The sequence below is a fragment of the Aquimarina litoralis genome, from assembly GCF_019295435.1.
GTDB classification, from domain to species: Bacteria; Bacteroidota; Bacteroidia; order Flavobacteriales; family Flavobacteriaceae; genus Aquimarina; species Aquimarina litoralis_A.
Map to the genome: position 1 here is coordinate 1 of NZ_WEKL01000012.1, position 15846 is coordinate 15846.

Below are 15846 nucleotides of genomic sequence, written 5' to 3' on the forward strand. Positions count from 1 at the left end.
TACATTTGCCCCGGTTTTTAAAAAAGCAGATAACAACATATCACAAAACATAAATAACTTTTATTAAAATGATCAAAAAATTCCCATTTCTAGTTATGATAGCTTTAGCTACATTATCATGCGAAAGCTCATCTGTTGAAGACGAAGTATTCAATGCAGAAAATGAAATTGAAGTTTCTGAAAATGAAGATATCGAGATCATCGATATTCACAATGATAACAGACACGGATTAGGAAACTAACAACCGAATAAAATAAACCAAAATAAAATACAAAAAATCAGAAAACATGAAAAAATTATCAATCTTAGTAGTATTAGCTTCAATGTTTGTTGCTTGTGAAAACGAATCTTTTGAAGATGCTGTATTTAACGAAGATATAACTGTAGATACAGAAGAAACTAATGATAATGAAGGAGAAGACGAAATCATAGTTGGAGACGAATAATCCATAGATTCTCATTTTATCAATTTAGAATTATCCAAAAAAACAAAAAGTAGTTATACTTTTGATTGGGAAAGCAGTAAAAGCTTTCCCTTTTTTTATTCCCAAACCAAAACAAGTATTATACGGGACAAAACTCTTCTTCAAAGATTATCCTAAATATTACATAAGTATAAAGGAAAAGAAAAGTAAAACACCTATCTTCAATCTTAGAAATTTTGAATTTAAGGGTAAGATCACTAAATATTTTTTCTAATTACAAATTGGATTCCATAAAAACATATCAACTTACAGATGCTGAAAATCATCAAGTGACTTTTGATATTAGAAAAATGGAAGATATTTACGATAAAAAAAATGGTATCCCAGATCTTCCTCACAGACACGATTTTTATATTGTTATATTGGTTGCAAAAGCAAAAGGATCTCACATTATTGATTTCAATGAATTTACATTAGAAGAACATCAAGTCTTTTTTTTAAGTCCAGGTCAAGTTCATCAAATTATTGAAGAAAAAAAATCCTTTGGATGGGTTCTTACTTTTTCAAGGCAATTTATGTTAAAAAACAATATAGATTATCGTTTCATCGAGGATATTAATTTATTTCAGGATTATGGGTATACACCTCCACTTCAGTTAAATGAAATTCAATTTAACACACTAAACACCTATAGTACAGAAATTTTTGAAACCTATCACTCGACATCTAAATTTAGGATAGAAGCTATTGGAGCATTGATAAAATTATTTTTAATATTTAGCAATAATATTTGTACTATTCACTCAAAAGATCCTCAACAGCTACAAGCTGGCTCATTGATTCTCACCGCATATAAAGATTTAGTAGAGCATCATTTTTCTGAATGGCATAAAGTACAGCAGTATGCTGAGGCTTTGCATGTAACTCCAGATCACCTTAATAGAACCATAAAAGCACTCATTGGAAAAACAGCAAAAGAATACCTCCAATCCAGAATTATTATTGCAGCAAAAAGATTATTAACGTTTTCAGAGAAAACTGCAAAAGAGATTGGATATGATCTTGGTTTTTCAGAACCCGCCAATTTTAGTAATTTTTTCAAGAAATGTACCGGTCAGTCACCAACAAACTTTAAAAAAAATATATAAGGTCGGATTTTTATAACCTTCTCACGTATTCTCATATTTTAAATACATCATTAATAGATGAAATTTGTATGGAATAAAAAAACGAAAGGATATATTATGAAAACAATCATGCATACATCAGAAACAAGAGGAACTGCTAATTTAGGATGGTTAAACTCTTATCATTCCTTCAGTTTCGGAAATTATTATAATCCTGAAAGAATGAGTTTTGGTGCATTAAGAGTACTTAATGATGATACTGTATCTGCCGGAATGGGATTTGGAAAACATCCTCATGATAATATGGAAATCATTTCTATTCCTTTAGAAGGAGATCTAGAACACAAAGATAGCATGGGAAATACTACTGTAATTAAACAAGGTGACATACAAGTCATGAGTGCCGGGACAGGAGTTTTTCATAGTGAGTATAACAAAAATTCTGATAAAGAAGTGAAATTCCTTCAGATTTGGGTTATCCCAAATAAAAAGAACGTTACTCCAAGATATGATCAAATTACCATAGACGATGATAATTTGGAAAACAACTTATATCAAATTCTGTCTCCGAATAAAGATGATAATGGGATTTGGATATACCAAGATGCTTGGTTTCATATGGGACAATTTGAGAAAGGACATACACAACATTACTCTGTTAAAAACAAAAACAATGGTGTTTACATTTTTGTTTTAGAAGGAAATGTTACGGTTGAAAATAATGAATTGAAAAAAAGAGATGGATTAGGCATTTGGGATACCAATGAAATTAAAATAGAATCAAACAGTACTTCCAAAATATTAGTTATGGAAGTACCTATCACTCAATAAATCATACATCTATGCAACTATTACAAAATTTAGAGTGGCGATATGCTACCAAAAAATTTGATTCCGAAAAAAAAATTTCGAACTCTGATCTTGAAAGTATTAAAACAGCAATTTCATTAGCTGCTACTTCTTATGGTTTACAAGCTTACAAGGTGTTAATTATAGAAGATCCGGAAATTCGTAAAAAGTTACAACCAGAATCCTGGGGACAATCACAGATTGTAGATGCATCACAACTTGTTGTCTTTTGTAATTATACAAAAGTGGATGAAAAAGTAATCGATGATTACCTAAAATTAAAAGCAGATATACAGGAATTAAACTTTGATGATCTAAAAGGGTATGGAGATTTTATGAAATCAAAACTTACCGAATTACCTGATGATGTTGTCAAGGCATGGACGGCGAAACAAACATATATAGGATTAGGCAATCTCTTAGCAGCTTGTGCAGAACTAAAGATTGATGCCTGTCCTATGGAAGGCTTTGAACCAGAAGGATATGACAATATTTTAAACTTATCAGAAAAAGGATTATCAGCTGCAGTAATTGCTACTATTGGATATCGCTCTGAGGAAGATATGACACAACATAGCAAAAAGGTAAGAAAACCAATGGATGAACTATTTGAAACTATTTAGGATTTAAATCCGTTTCATAAATATAAAAAAGGAGATTTGGCATTTAACTTCAAATCTCCTTTTATTAATTATAAGATTTATTAGAATCGAAAAAAATAATTACGTAAATATTAACCTTCAATATTATCAAATTGTTAATTGTACTCTATTTTTAAGGAAAAAGCATACTGTTTTTTTTGCAAAGAAATTCTAAAAATAATGTACTGAAATCAAAACTTCCTTTGTTTTATTAACAATATTCCACCGCTGATAATCAATAAGTTGCAAAAAACTCAGCTCATGAATTTTAGAATTCATTTAAACATTCTTGTTACCATCTGAAATACAATATTTTATACTTCTTTTTTAAATATTTTTGCGGTCGAAATAAAATTAGAAATACAGCGTTTAATATAAAACTTTGTTACGTAATAAGATAAACATATAAAGTTCTCTTTTACATTTGAATTAGCCAAAAAAAATATAAAGAGTATTTACGCAATAAAATCGAGGAACTAGGTCGTCCTCGATTTTTTTTTAACTAGGCTATTAGCCCTATATTATAGATGATAATGATACACTCAATAAAGTAAGAGAAATAAATTTTGTAGCACTGTACAATTTCATAGAATCTTAAACTACTTCACCATATAAATCAAAATCTTCAGCTTCGTATATTTTTACATTGGTATACTCACCTGTTTTTAAATAAAACTTAGAAGCATCTATCAAGACTTCATTATCAACATCTGGAGAGTCAAATTCGGTTCTACCTATAAAATATTTTCCTTCTTTTCTATCTATAACCACCTTAAATTCCTGTCCAATCTTTGCTTGGTTAAGTTCCCAAGATATTTGAGACTGGATCTCCATAATTTCATTAGCGCGATCCATTTTTACTTCTTCAGGCACATCATCTTCTAAATTATATGCATGTGTATTTTCTTCATGAGAATAGGTAAAGCATCCTAAACGTTCAAAACGCATTTCTTTTACCCAATCTCTTAATGTCTCAAAATCTTCTTGAGTTTCACCTGGATATCCGACAATTAAGGTTGTTCTAATTGCCATTTCGGGTACTGCTTCTCTAAATTCTTTTAGGAGTTTTGTAGTTTTAGCTTTAGTAGTACCTCTTCGCATAGATTTCAGAATTGGATCTGCAATATGTTGCAAAGGAATATCGATATAATTACAGATTTTAGGTTCTTGTCGCATCACTTCTAAAACTTCCATAGGAAAACCAGTTGGGAACGCATAGTGTAAACGTATCCACTCTATTCCTTCTACTTTAACCAATTCCCGAAGTAGATCTGCTAATTTTCTTTCTTTATAAAGATCTAATCCATAGTATGTCAAATCCTGTGCGATTAATACTAATTCTTTTACTCCATCAGCAGCCAACTTCTCAGCTTCGACAACTAATTCTTCAATAGGAGTCGATTTATGCTTTCCTCTCATTAAAGGAATTGCACAAAAAGAACACGGACGATCGCATCCTTCTGCAATTTTTAGATATGCATAGTTTTTAGGAGTAGTAGTCAATCTTTCTCCTATCAATTCATGTTTATAATCTGCTCCTAACGCCTTTAATAATCCTGGAAGTTCAGTTGTTCCAAAATATTGATCCACATCCGGAATTTCTTCCTCCAAATCAGGCTTATATCTTTCTGACAAACAACCTGTCACAAAAACTTTATCTACAATACCCTGATCTTTCTTTTGCACATACTCTAAAATAGTATTCACAGATTCTTCTTTGGCATTTGCAATAAAACCACATGTATTAATTACAACAACATTTCCTTCTTCTTCATGAACAACTTCCTTATTATTTGCTTTAAGTTGCCCCATCAGAACTTCGCTGTCGTAAACGTTTTTACTACATCCTAATGTAACTACATTGATTTTATTTTTCTTTAAAGTCTTTGTTCTCATATCGTTTAGATCAGTCTACCTGGTTCTATTAAGGGTCTGCAAAGATACAATGAATAACTAAAGTTTAGCCTATAAATGCAAACAACTCTTTATTGAAAATCATAAATACTTTAAACCTTTTGTATATTGTATAGTCTAAATCTACAGATATAACCCAAATAAGCTATGCAAAAAGAGATGTTCCCTATACTATTACTATTGCTTTTCGGCATGTTTTCATGTTCTAATGATTCAGAAGAAGTTATTGTTGAAGAGCCAGAGCCAGATTCAGATCAAAATTCTTTATATTTTCCTCCTATAGATTCAGAAGAATGGGAGACCTTATCTATTGCAGATCTAAGTTGGAATTCTACTGCTGAAACTGAACTTTATAATTTTCTTGAGGAGAAAAACACGAAGGCCTTTATCATATTAAAAGATGGTAAAATAGTTATTGAAAAGTACTTTAATGGTTCAAATGTTTCAGATAATAACCCTTGGTATTCTGCAGGTAAAACTCTAATGTCATTTATGATAGGTATAGCACAGCAAGAAGAACTATTAAATATCAACCAACCCTCCAATACATATTTAGGAACACAATGGGCAGATATCACTATCAATCAGGAAAATGCTATAACAGTAAAAAATCATCTAAGCATGACTACTGGTTTGGATTACAATGTAGCTAATCAGAACTGTACTGATTTTGAGTGCCTGACGTATCTAAATACACCGAACTCCTTTTGGTACTATCATAACGGAGCATACACTCTATTATCAGATATCATCACAGGAGCTACAGGAATGGAGTATACGGATTATTTTGATGTTAAAATCAAAAATAAAATCGGAATGAACGGCGCTTGGCTGAGTCTTGGATATGCCAATGTATATTACAGCACTGCACGAAGTATGGCTCGTTTTGGTTTACTTAATCTTAATAGAGGAAGTTGGGATGACACCCCAATTCTTATAGATCAAAATTATTTTACAGAAATGACAACTAGTTCTCAAAATCTTAATCCAGCTTACGGATATTTATGGTGGCTTAATGGAGAAACTAGTTTTCGAGCTCCTTCATTTGAAACAGAATTCCAAGGAGAACTTATGCCTGATRCTCCAGATGACCTTATTGCAGGTCTAGGGAAGGACGATCAAAAGTTATACATCGTTCCTAGTCAAAATCTAGTAATAGTTAGAATGGGAGAGGATACTGGCGAAGCTTTGTTAGGTCCTTCTAGTTTTGATAATGATTTATGGATTAAGATGAATGAACTGATGAATTAGTTATAGTTTGACGGTGCTTGGCGTTTTTTAGAAACTTGTTCATAAGCAAAAGCCAATTCTAATAATTTAGTTTCAGAAAATGATTTTGCAATAAAAGTCAAGCCTTTAGGTTCTCCTTTGTCTGTATACCCCATAGGAACTGTAATTGCCGGATATTTTGCTACTGCTGCATATCCAGCATGGTAATTATTAATGGATAAAATAGCGTCCAAATCGTGCGCATCTAAATGAATATCAAAATAATTCCTAGAAATTGTTTGCAAATCTCCCTTAATCTTATCTAATTCTTTAACCGTAGTACTATCGATTACTACACCTTCTAATAATGCTTGCCCATAGGGCATTCTTACTAAAGAATCTTGAAGGTTGAACGCTATAATATCTTCAATACTTCTAGTTGTTACATCATCATTAGTATGAGAAGCTAAATATCGTGGTAGATCATGTTTCATATCAACATTAAGTATTGTCAAAAAACCAGGAAGTCTAGTAGTCTTTGGCTCTAATTCAAAGATTTCTGCTCCAGAACTTCTAATATTTTCAACCGCATTGGCATAGAGTGAATCTTTAAGATATTCTTTAAGCACTCCAAACTTTTTTCCTTTTAAATCTGATTTCATAATTTTCGGATACGGAATTCTTAATGAAGGAACAGATGCAATATCCTTTGCATCTTGACCTATAAGAACATTATATAAAATCACATTATCAATTACAGATTTCGTCATAGGACCTGGAGTATCTAATGTACTTGAAATAGGTACAATACCGCTCCGGCTAAAAACTCCAACTGTAGGTTTTAAGCCGACAACAGCATTCTGGCTGGAAGGGGACAATATAGAGCCGCTAGTTTCTGTTCCAATAGCTGCTACACAAAAATTCGCTGCAACAGTAACTCCACTTCCGGAGCTAGAACCTCCAGATTCAAAGATCATTCTACCGTATGGATTTAATGTTTGTCCTCCTATTGCACTATATCCTACTGGGCATCCAGAACAGAAAAAATAAGCCCACTCACTCAGATTTGCTTTTCCTAATATTAATGCCTTTTTTTTCACTAATCGATCTGTTATAAAAGCATTCTTTGCCATATTGTTCTGCAAAACAACCGCCCCTGCAGTCGTTGCCATCCCTTCTGCATTGATATTATCCTTGAGTAAAATTGGCATGCCGTAAATAGAATAGATATCTATTTTAGCTGTGTCAATTTTGTCCAATTCTCTAGCTTGTTTTACAACCTCGGGATTCAATGAAATAATTCCATTAAGTGAAAGTTTATTATCACTTTCATATTTTCGAATACGATACAAATAAAACAGCACTAATTTTTCATAGGTCAGCATACCTTGTTTAATGCTATTTTGTAGAGAAGGAATATCTTTTTCTAAAATAAGTGGTTTAACAGCATTATAATCTTCCTCTGAGAAGTAATTCAACTCTGATTCTACTACTTCCCAGATCTGATTTTTATCCAATACTTTAGAGTTAATCAGCTTTAAATGCATTCTGGGTTGCTCTAATTCCAACGTCGCTTTCAGATCTTCTGATTCATCATAAGATTGCCACACTACGGTAGGTTGTTTTGTAGCAACTTCCTGAGTAATTTCTTTTTTACAAGAAGAAAAAATTAAAATAAAAATAAGAACTGCTCTATATATCATGAGTTTCCTTGTTTATAAAATACACTCTTAAAATAACAAAAAGAGATATTGTTATTGATTACAATATCCCTTTTAACTATTTTGTAACAAGTCTACTATCTTATTTAAAGAAAGAATCTACAAATTCATATTTATTAAATACCTGAAGATCTTCAATGCCTTCACCTACTCCAATGTACTTTACAGGAATCTGGAATTGATCACTAATTCCTATTACAACACCACCCTTAGCAGTACCATCTAATTTTGTGACCGCTAACGAAGTTACCTCTGTAGCAGCAGTAAATTGTTTTGCTTGTTCGAAAGCATTTTGTCCTGTAGAACCATCCAAAACCAGCAAAACATCATGCGGTGCATCTCCAACCACTTTTTGCATTACTCGCTTTACTTTTGTCAATTCGTTCATCAGGTTTATTTTGTTATGCAATCTTCCAGCAGTATCAATAATGATCACATCTGCATCTTGATTTACTCCAGATTGTAGTGTATCGAAGGCAACAGAAGCCGGATCACTTCCCATCTCTTGTTTTACAATAGGCACATCTACCCGATCTGCCCAGACTTGTAATTGATCAATAGCCGCAGCTCTAAAAGTATCTGCTGCACCTAAAACTACTTTTAAGCCTTTTTTATTAAACTGATAAGCTAATTTTCCGATAGTAGTTGTTTTACCTACTCCATTAACTCCTACCACCATCAAAACATAAGGTTTCTTAACTTTAGGAATTTCAAAATCAGAATCTTCTCCAGAATTTGTTTCAGAAAGTAATCCTGCAATTTCTTCTCTTAAAATTTTATTTAACTCTTCTGTACCTAAATATTTATCTCTGGAAACCCTATCTTCAATTCTTTCTATAACTTTGATTGTTGTTTTTACACCAACATCACTAGTTACTAATACTTCCTCTAAATTATCTAAAACATCGTCATCTACTTTAGATTTACCTGCTACAGCTTTGCTTAATTTAGAAAAAAAACTGGTTTTAGATTTTTCTAATCCTTTATCGAGGGTTTCTTTTTTCTCTGAAGAGAATATTTTTTTAAATAAACTCATGTATTGTTCTCAAAATGCTAATAAGTTAAAAAATATGACCTTGTCATTAACTTTTATAAATATAAAAAGAAAGAGCCATTCCAATTAAATTGAAACGGCTTCTTTTTAAAATATTTTCTTGCAAATTACTTTTTCTTAAAAAAGTCATTTACTGCATCAGGTGCCATAATTGACTCTACGAAAGTATAAGCTCCTGTTTTTGGAGATTTAACCATTTTTATAGCCTTAGTTAATCTCTTAGATCCTGTCTGTAACGATGCTACTGATTTCTTTGCCATTTTATTATTTTATTTCTTTATGAACAGTCATTCTCTTTAGAATAGGGTTAAATTTCTTTATTTCCATTCTATCAGGAGTATTCTTTTTATTCTTTGTAGTTATATATCTTGACGTACCTGGCTGACCAGAAGCTTTATGCTCTGTACATTCTAAGATTACCTGAACTCTATTACCTTTCTTTGCCATTATAGTATTTTTTTAAAAGCTGAATTACTTTGTTAAGAAACCTTTAGCTCTTGCTTCTTTTAAAACAGCAGCAATACCGTTTTTATTTATATTTTTCAAAGCTGCAGTAGACACTTTAAGTGTTACCCATCTATCCTCTTCTGGAATATAAAAACGCTTCTTAATTAAATTCGCGTTGAATTTACGTTTTGTTTTATTCATAGCGTGAGAAACATTATTCCCCACCATTGCTTTTTTACCTGTAAGCTCGCAAACTCTTGACATCTCTTCTTAATTTTGGTATTATTTCAAAACAGGGTGCAAATTAACGAATTATTTACCGAACCACCAATAATAGTTTTGTGTTTTTTTCTCTTTTTTTAAAATTAATTATCAATATCCTTTAAACCTATCGCTTACCATATAATTTATCTTTCAAAAATAGCATAAAACCAGGTACTACAACTAATTCAATTTAGCAAAAATCAAAAACGGGTGTTTTTACGTATATAGTAAATCCTTAATAGCTATTACTTTTACACCAGTTAGTTTTCATAACTGTAACTAACTACTTGATATGGGGTAATTGAGTAGTAAACAAGCGGATCTAAGGATCCGCTTTTTTTATATCTTTTAATTGATAAGAAATACAAACAACTAAAAATAAGTTTTTTTTGATCTTGTGTTGTATATTTAGTTATCCATTTGATTTAGATAATTATGCACGATTCTTTGAAAAATAGACTTCTTCAAAAACATATTGTTAATGGTGTTGGAGTTTTTTACTACTATGATAGTTTTATGATTTCAGAAATTGATGAAGGTGTTAAAGTAGAACTAGATATCGTATTAAAAATATCTGATGAATTCACAAAAAAATATTACTCATTCGACAATCCGTTCGTGTATATTGCAAATAGAATAAATTCGTATTCCTTACAACCAACGGTACATTTTGAAGCTAAAAAACAGCTGCCCTATGTAAAAGGATATGCAGTAGTTACCTATGATGCTATTAATACAAAAATAGCAACCCTTGAACAATCCTTTCTTGAAGTACCAACAAAAGTTTTTGACAATTTGGAAGATGCCATATTTTGGAGTGATCAACTTCTTTTAGATAAATAATAGTTATTAAACTAGTTGGTCAGAACAAAAGTTGTCTTTTTCCTACAAAAAAAGTATATTCAGATTGTAATTGGAAAACTCAACAATAAAACATGACGTACGATTTTAACAAAGAGCTTATTCATAAGCATGAGCTTGATATTGGTCTATTTTATTTTTACAAGAACCATATCATATCAGAAATAAAAGAAGGTGTTACCTTAACATTTGAAAATTGTTCAGGCCTATTTCAACTGATTCATTCATATTATGGAACCACAGTTCCTTTTGTATATATCTCAAATAGAAAAAACTCTTTTTCTTTTGTTCCCACTGGACATTTTAAGTCATCTAAGCTTTTTCCTAACTTTATAGGATATGGAGTTGTAACCTATAACGCCATCAACACAAAAATAGCTACCCTTGAACAATCCTTTTTAGATAATGAAACAGCTATTTTTAATGATCTGGAAGACGCTTTACGCTGGAAAGACTCCCTTATTAAGCCATTGATCTAAAAAGTATTGTAGCAGCAATTAAAAATTTCATCACTAGTAGCTCATCCTCCATCCTTAATATTAATATTTTCATAATCTATGGTAACTATAAGGTTTGAAATTCTTAAAGACATCACAAAATATTGATAAGCAGGTAATTAAACCCAAAACATCACGACAAACTTGCAACTAACAAAAAAACAAAGTCATGGAAATTCAGTCCAAAGATGTTTTGATAGAAAGGCTCGACCATCCACTAGGAACCTATTTCTTTTATGAAGAATATATTATTGCAGAAATAAAGGAAGGTGTAACAATTACACTAGGAAAACTTCAAGATTTAATCCCTATTATAAGAAAACATTATGGCGATGGAAAACCATTTACATATATCTCCAATAGAATAAATTCACATTCAATTATACCAACTGATTATTTAGAATGTCCTTTTACTTATATGGAAAACTTCAAAGGATATGCAGTAGTTATTTATAATGAAGTGAACGAAATATCAACAGAAATAGAAAAGTACTTTGCTAAAAAACCCTTTTACAATTTCAGCAACCTAAAAGATGCCATAAATTGGAGTAAAAAAGAAAATTTAAAAAAATAGAATTATTCCAACTCTTTTAATACCAATTCTAAAGCCTTATTCACTGCTTTTCCAATAGTACGTTCTCTAAGATTACTAAAAACAAATTTCTCAGAAAAAGTACGATTAGGAGTTGAAATAGCAATAAAAACTGTACCTACCTCAACATCACCATCACCTTTGGATGGCCCTGCATTTCCCGTAGTTGCAATACCATAATCCGCTTTAAATTTATTTTTAACACCAATCGCCATAGCTTCTGCAACTTCATGACTAGTCACCGTAAATTTTTCAATTAAAGTTTCACTTACCCCTAAGACATCAGATTTGGAATCTGTTGCATAGGTAACCGCAGCCCCTTTAAAAAAAGCTGAAGCACCCGCACCTGCAGTTAAAGACTGTGCAATTTTACCACCAGTACAACTTTCAGCAACTGCTAGAAATTTACCTTTTTCCACAAGCTTTTTACCAATAAGAGTCTCTATAGATTCTTCGCTTTCGTAGCCAACGATAATATCTCCTATTAGCTTATTCAAACCTTTGATATTGTCTTCTATAGTATCTAAAAGCAATTGCTCATTCGTACCACGAGCCGAAAGACGAAGTCGTACTCTACCTAAATTAGGAAGATAAGCTAGTTTGATAAAAGACGGTAAAGCTTCTTCCCATTGTTCAATTTTCTCTGCTATAGCACTTTCCCCTAAACCATAAGTGAGTACGGTTTTATGTATAATATAAGGTCTATCAAATTTTTCCTGAAGCATTGGCAGCACACGATCCTTCATTAAATTTTTCATCTCAAAAGGAACTCCAGGCATAGATACAAATACCGTATTATCTTTTTCCAACCACATTCCAGGTGCCGTACCAAAGTTGTTCATTAGTACAGTTGATGTACTAGGAACCAATGCTTGCATTCTATTAACATCGCTAATTGGAGTATTTATATATTTAGCAAAAAGTGCTTCGACATGAAGTAAAACATCCTCATTTTGTACCAAAGTATCCTCAAAATATTCACAGATAGTATGCTTGGTTATATCATCTTTAGTAGGACCTAAACCACCAGTAACTAGCACAACATCTACCCTATTTTTTGCTTCTTCAAATGCATTAAGAATATGCTGTTTATCATCCTGTATCGAAGTGATTTGATAAACATCTATACCTATTTTATTTAGTTCTTTTCCTATAAAAGCGGAATTAGAATCTATTATTTGACCGATGAGAATTTCATCACCAATCGTAATTATTTCTGCAAGCATAGTTATTGAAAATCAGCTTTCAGATCATTAATAGCTTTATTTACAGTAGCAACGATATGACTCAATATGGATTCAATTTCGGATTTTTCCATACCCGACTTAGACCAAGCCTCGACTTGTTTAATTTCTTTTAAAAGATCGATACCAAACAACTGAAGATTAGGTTTCATTTTATGAGCAAATTGATACGCTGTAGTAGGATCATTATTCTGCACAGCTTGCCCCATACCTTCTAGATCTGGTGGTATCTCTTCTAAAAATGTTTGTACTAATACTGTTATAAACTCATCATCTCCACCGGACAATTCATTTACACTTTCTAAGCTATAACCTTTGCTCATGTATTTAAGTCTTATTGATAATAATTACTGTTCTTATTCAAAACCAGTTAACAACATATTGTTTTTCCACCACAAAACCAACTGGTATTCTCGTAAAGATAATATCTCCAATCTTTAAAGTAAAATATTTCAATGATTATTCTGAAATCAAAACAAACTAAATCTTCTTTTAGTCTTATTTACAAGGATTTTCCTTAAAAAACAATCAAATTTAAACTAAACTAAAAAACTGTTTAATATTCGTTAAATCAATTTGTTAGTCTAAGCTAACTTTTTATATTTGCCAAATCTAATAAAACATTGTTTAATTTACAATATGAAACCTTTTTTATTGTTTTTAATCTTATTAAAAACTTCCTTTGTATTAGCTCAAACAGGAAACTTGCAAGGTCAAGTTTATAACGACAAAACCCCATTACCTTTTGTAACTATAGAAATATCTGGTGCTTCGTTTACAACTACCGTTTATTCAGATCAAAATGGTTCTTTCGAAATAAAACAAATTCCATTTGGTAATTACGCTATAAAAACTAGTCTTCTTGGGTATCAAACCTTAACTGAAAGCATTTCTATAACATCTAATAATCAAACTAAAAATATCACACTAACAGAAGACCGGTTAAACCTTGATCAAGTTGTAGTAAGTGCTACCAGAAATCGGGTAAATAGAAAAAAAGCTCCTGTTGTTGTGAATGTTTTAAGCCCTAAACTTTTGGAAGCTACACAATCTATATCTATATCAGAAGGATTGAATTTCTCTCCTGGTGTTAGGGTCGAGAACAATTGTCAAAATTGTGGATTTACTCAGGTAAGATTGAATGGTTTAGATGGTAGTTACACGCAAGTACTCATAAATAGCAGAGCTGTATTTAGTGCACTAAATAGCGTATATGGTCTGGAACAAATACCTACCAACATTGTTGATCGAATTGAAGTGATAAGAAGTGGAGGATCTGCCCTTTATGGCTCTAATGCTATTGCAGGAACAATAAATATTATAACCAAAGATCCCATTTTAAATACTTGGGAAGTTGGAACCTATCTTGGTCTTATCGATGGAGACACACCAGACAGATCTCTTAATTTTAATGCTTCTTTGGTTAGTGATGATTTAATGTCTGGGATTACAGTTTTTGGACTTAACAGAGATAGAGAAGAATTTGATGCTAATGAAGATGGTTTTACAGAACTAACTACGTTACAAAACACAACATTTGGCTTAAAAACATTCTTAAAGACTAGTGAAAGAAGTAAAATTGCGCTAGACCTTACCACCATACAAGAGTATCGTCGTGGTGGAGATCGTCTAGATCTTGCTCCTCACTTCACAGATATTACAGAGGAGTTAGATCATAACACTTTCATTGGAGGGATTACTTATGAATTAAAAAATAAAAAGGAAACGAATAATCTTTCTATATATAGTTCTGGTCAGTATACAGAAAGAGACAGTTATTATGGTGGATTAGGAGGATCTCGCACTAGAYAAGATAGTATCCTAGCACTGAATTCGTATGGAATAACTAAAGATATTGCATTACTTACAGGGGTTCAGTTTACTCAGAACTTGAAAAACAATGATATTATCACTACTGGTTTAGAATACAATATTAGTGACACAGAAGATATTATTGCAGGATATAACCGGCTTATAGATCAGCAAGTACATACTATAGGATCTTACCTTCAATATGAATGGAAACCTAATGACAGGTTAACCGCTTTAATCGGAACTAGATTGGATCATGTAAATGTGGATGGCGATTACAATATTGGCGGAATTTCAAGAAATGTATCTATTGAACAAACTGTTTTAAGTCCACGAGTTACAATTTCTTACAATATTCTTAATTCTTTAAAATTTCGAGGTGGTTATGCTCGTGGATTTAGAGCACCTCAAGCTTTTAATGAAGACTTACATATTTCTTCTGTGGGAGGAGAACCACAATTTGTTATTCTATCCGAGAATTTAGATACAGAATTTTCAAATGCTTTTACAGCCTCTTTAAACTACACCAAGAACTTTAATAAGATGCAAACTGATTTTCTTTTAGAAGGGTTTTATACGGATCTTAAAGACCCTTTTACTTTGGTTAGTACTGGTTCTGTATTGGAAAATGGTTCTATTCTTGAAGAAGTAAGAAATGGATCAGGAGCAAAAGTATTTGGAGCAAATTTTGAAATTGGCATATCTCCTTCTTCAAAATGGCAATTTCAATTAGGTGGAACCATCCAAAGATCTGTATATGACGAAGATCAAGTACTTTTTGAAGCTGATGGCACTGTTATTGGTGAAGAAAACGTAGTAGTGGATGAATTTGTAAGAAACCCCAATTCTTATGGCTATCTAAACACTTCTTGGATTCCAAGTAAAAAATTCAATATGGACTTAACAGGAACCTACACTAGCGGTATGATCGTTCCAAGAGTTATAAGTGACTCTGGGTTTCTTAATCTTGTAGATACCGATTCTTTTTTAGATATGAACCTAAAATTAGAGTATCATGCTGATTTTTCTGAAAGCTTTCATATGACGTTTAGCGGTGGTGTTAAAAATATTTTCAACAGCTATCAAGATGATTTTGATACAGGACCTTTACGTGATTCAGATTATATTTATGGTCCAGGAAACCCAAGAACATTTTTTATCGGAATAAAATTTGGAAACCTTCATTGA

The 15846-nt window shown here is 31.8% G+C and carries 18 protein-coding genes; 10 read left to right on the plus strand and 8 right to left on the minus strand.

Going from position 1 to position 15846, the window contains the following annotated elements; all coding sequences use genetic code 11:
- Positions 1 to 68: 68 nt before the first annotated feature.
- From GBO31_RS08460 to GBO31_RS08480, 5 genes are all read left to right on the plus strand, one after another.
- Complete coding sequence (locus GBO31_RS08460; RefSeq protein ID WP_219007901.1) at positions 69 to 242, plus strand: hypothetical protein; 174 nt, start codon at positions 69 to 71, stop codon at positions 240 to 242.
- A 46-nt stretch (positions 243 to 288) separates the two neighbouring features.
- Positions 289 to 447 (plus strand): hypothetical protein, encoded by a 159-nt coding sequence (locus GBO31_RS08465; RefSeq protein WP_219007902.1) that lies wholly within the window; start codon positions 289 to 291, stop codon positions 445 to 447.
- Positions 448 to 662: 215 nt separating this feature from the next.
- Positions 663 to 1574: a helix-turn-helix domain-containing protein gene (locus tag GBO31_RS08470; protein WP_246615815.1), complete on the plus strand. Its 912-nt coding sequence runs from the start codon at positions 663 to 665 to the stop codon at positions 1572 to 1574.
- 96 nt (positions 1575 to 1670) lie between these two features.
- Positions 1671 to 2384, plus strand: a complete 714-nt coding sequence (locus GBO31_RS08475) for a pirin family protein (protein WP_219007903.1) — start codon at positions 1671 to 1673, stop codon at positions 2382 to 2384.
- Positions 2385 to 2395: 11 nt separating this feature from the next.
- Entirely contained in the window at positions 2396 to 3025 is a 630-nt protein-coding gene (locus GBO31_RS08480; RefSeq protein WP_219007904.1) for an NAD(P)H-dependent oxidoreductase, read from the plus strand.
- Positions 3026 to 3637: 612 nt separating this feature from the next.
- Here GBO31_RS08480 and rimO read toward each other — a convergent pair.
- Positions 3638 to 4939 (minus strand): 30S ribosomal protein S12 methylthiotransferase RimO, encoded by a 1302-nt coding sequence (gene rimO / locus GBO31_RS08485; protein WP_219007905.1) that lies wholly within the window; start codon positions 4937 to 4939, stop codon positions 3638 to 3640.
- A gap of 165 nt (positions 4940 to 5104) precedes the next feature.
- Between rimO and GBO31_RS08490 the strand changes: the two genes are divergently transcribed.
- Positions 5105 to 6208, plus strand: coding sequence for a serine hydrolase domain-containing protein (locus tag GBO31_RS08490; protein WP_246615816.1), 1104 nt, complete (start codon positions 5105 to 5107; stop codon positions 6206 to 6208).
- On the opposite strand, the gene GBO31_RS08495 is transcribed toward GBO31_RS08490, so the two are convergent.
- The 5 genes from GBO31_RS08495 to rpmB form a co-directional block, all read right to left on the minus strand.
- A complete protein-coding gene (locus tag GBO31_RS08495) occupies positions 6205 to 7869 on the minus strand; it encodes an amidase family protein (RefSeq protein WP_219007906.1) in 1665 nt (554 codons plus the stop codon). The two genes, GBO31_RS08490 and GBO31_RS08495, sit on opposite strands and share 4 nt — an antisense overlap.
- Positions 7870 to 7969: 100 nt before the next feature.
- Positions 7970 to 8923 carry a signal recognition particle-docking protein FtsY gene (ftsY, locus tag GBO31_RS08500; protein ID WP_219007907.1) on the minus strand — a complete coding sequence of 318 codons (954 nt, stop codon included), beginning with the start codon at positions 8921 to 8923 and terminating at the stop codon, positions 7970 to 7972.
- Between the two features lie 125 nt (positions 8924 to 9048).
- A complete protein-coding gene (locus GBO31_RS08505; protein ID WP_219007908.1) occupies positions 9049 to 9201 on the minus strand; it encodes a DUF4295 domain-containing protein in 153 nt (50 codons plus the stop codon).
- Positions 9202 to 9205: 4 nt separating this feature from the next.
- A complete protein-coding gene (gene rpmG, locus GBO31_RS08510) occupies positions 9206 to 9388 on the minus strand; it encodes a 50S ribosomal protein L33 (protein ID WP_069675060.1) in 183 nt (60 codons plus the stop codon).
- A 24-nt stretch (positions 9389 to 9412) separates the two neighbouring features.
- Entirely contained in the window at positions 9413 to 9652 is a 240-nt protein-coding gene (gene rpmB / locus GBO31_RS08515) for a 50S ribosomal protein L28 (protein WP_118461811.1), read from the minus strand.
- 435 nt (positions 9653 to 10087) lie between these two features.
- Between rpmB and GBO31_RS08520 the strand changes: the two genes are divergently transcribed.
- From GBO31_RS08520 to GBO31_RS08530, 3 genes are all read left to right on the plus strand, one after another.
- Positions 10088 to 10495, plus strand: a complete 408-nt coding sequence (locus tag GBO31_RS08520; protein WP_219007909.1) for a hypothetical protein — start codon at positions 10088 to 10090, stop codon at positions 10493 to 10495.
- Between the two features lie 92 nt (positions 10496 to 10587).
- Positions 10588 to 10992 (plus strand): hypothetical protein, encoded by a 405-nt coding sequence (locus GBO31_RS08525; protein ID WP_219007910.1) that lies wholly within the window; start codon positions 10588 to 10590, stop codon positions 10990 to 10992.
- 187 nt (positions 10993 to 11179) lie between these two features.
- Positions 11180 to 11584, plus strand: coding sequence for a hypothetical protein (locus GBO31_RS08530; RefSeq protein ID WP_219007911.1), 405 nt, complete (start codon positions 11180 to 11182; stop codon positions 11582 to 11584).
- Positions 11585 to 11586: 2 nt separating this feature from the next.
- Here the strand turns inward: GBO31_RS08530 and GBO31_RS08535 are convergent, their stop codons facing one another.
- Positions 11587 to 12828: a CinA family nicotinamide mononucleotide deamidase-related protein gene (locus GBO31_RS08535; RefSeq protein WP_219007912.1), complete on the minus strand. Its 1242-nt coding sequence runs from the start codon at positions 12826 to 12828 to the stop codon at positions 11587 to 11589.
- A gap of 2 nt (positions 12829 to 12830) precedes the next feature.
- Positions 12831 to 13169, minus strand: coding sequence for an Hpt domain-containing protein (locus tag GBO31_RS08540; protein ID WP_219007913.1), 339 nt, complete (start codon positions 13167 to 13169; stop codon positions 12831 to 12833).
- Between the two features lie 316 nt (positions 13170 to 13485).
- On the opposite strand from GBO31_RS08540, the gene GBO31_RS08545 reads away from it, so the two are divergent.
- Positions 13486 to 15846, plus strand: coding sequence for a TonB-dependent receptor (locus GBO31_RS08545; RefSeq protein ID WP_219007914.1), 2361 nt, complete (start codon positions 13486 to 13488; stop codon positions 15844 to 15846).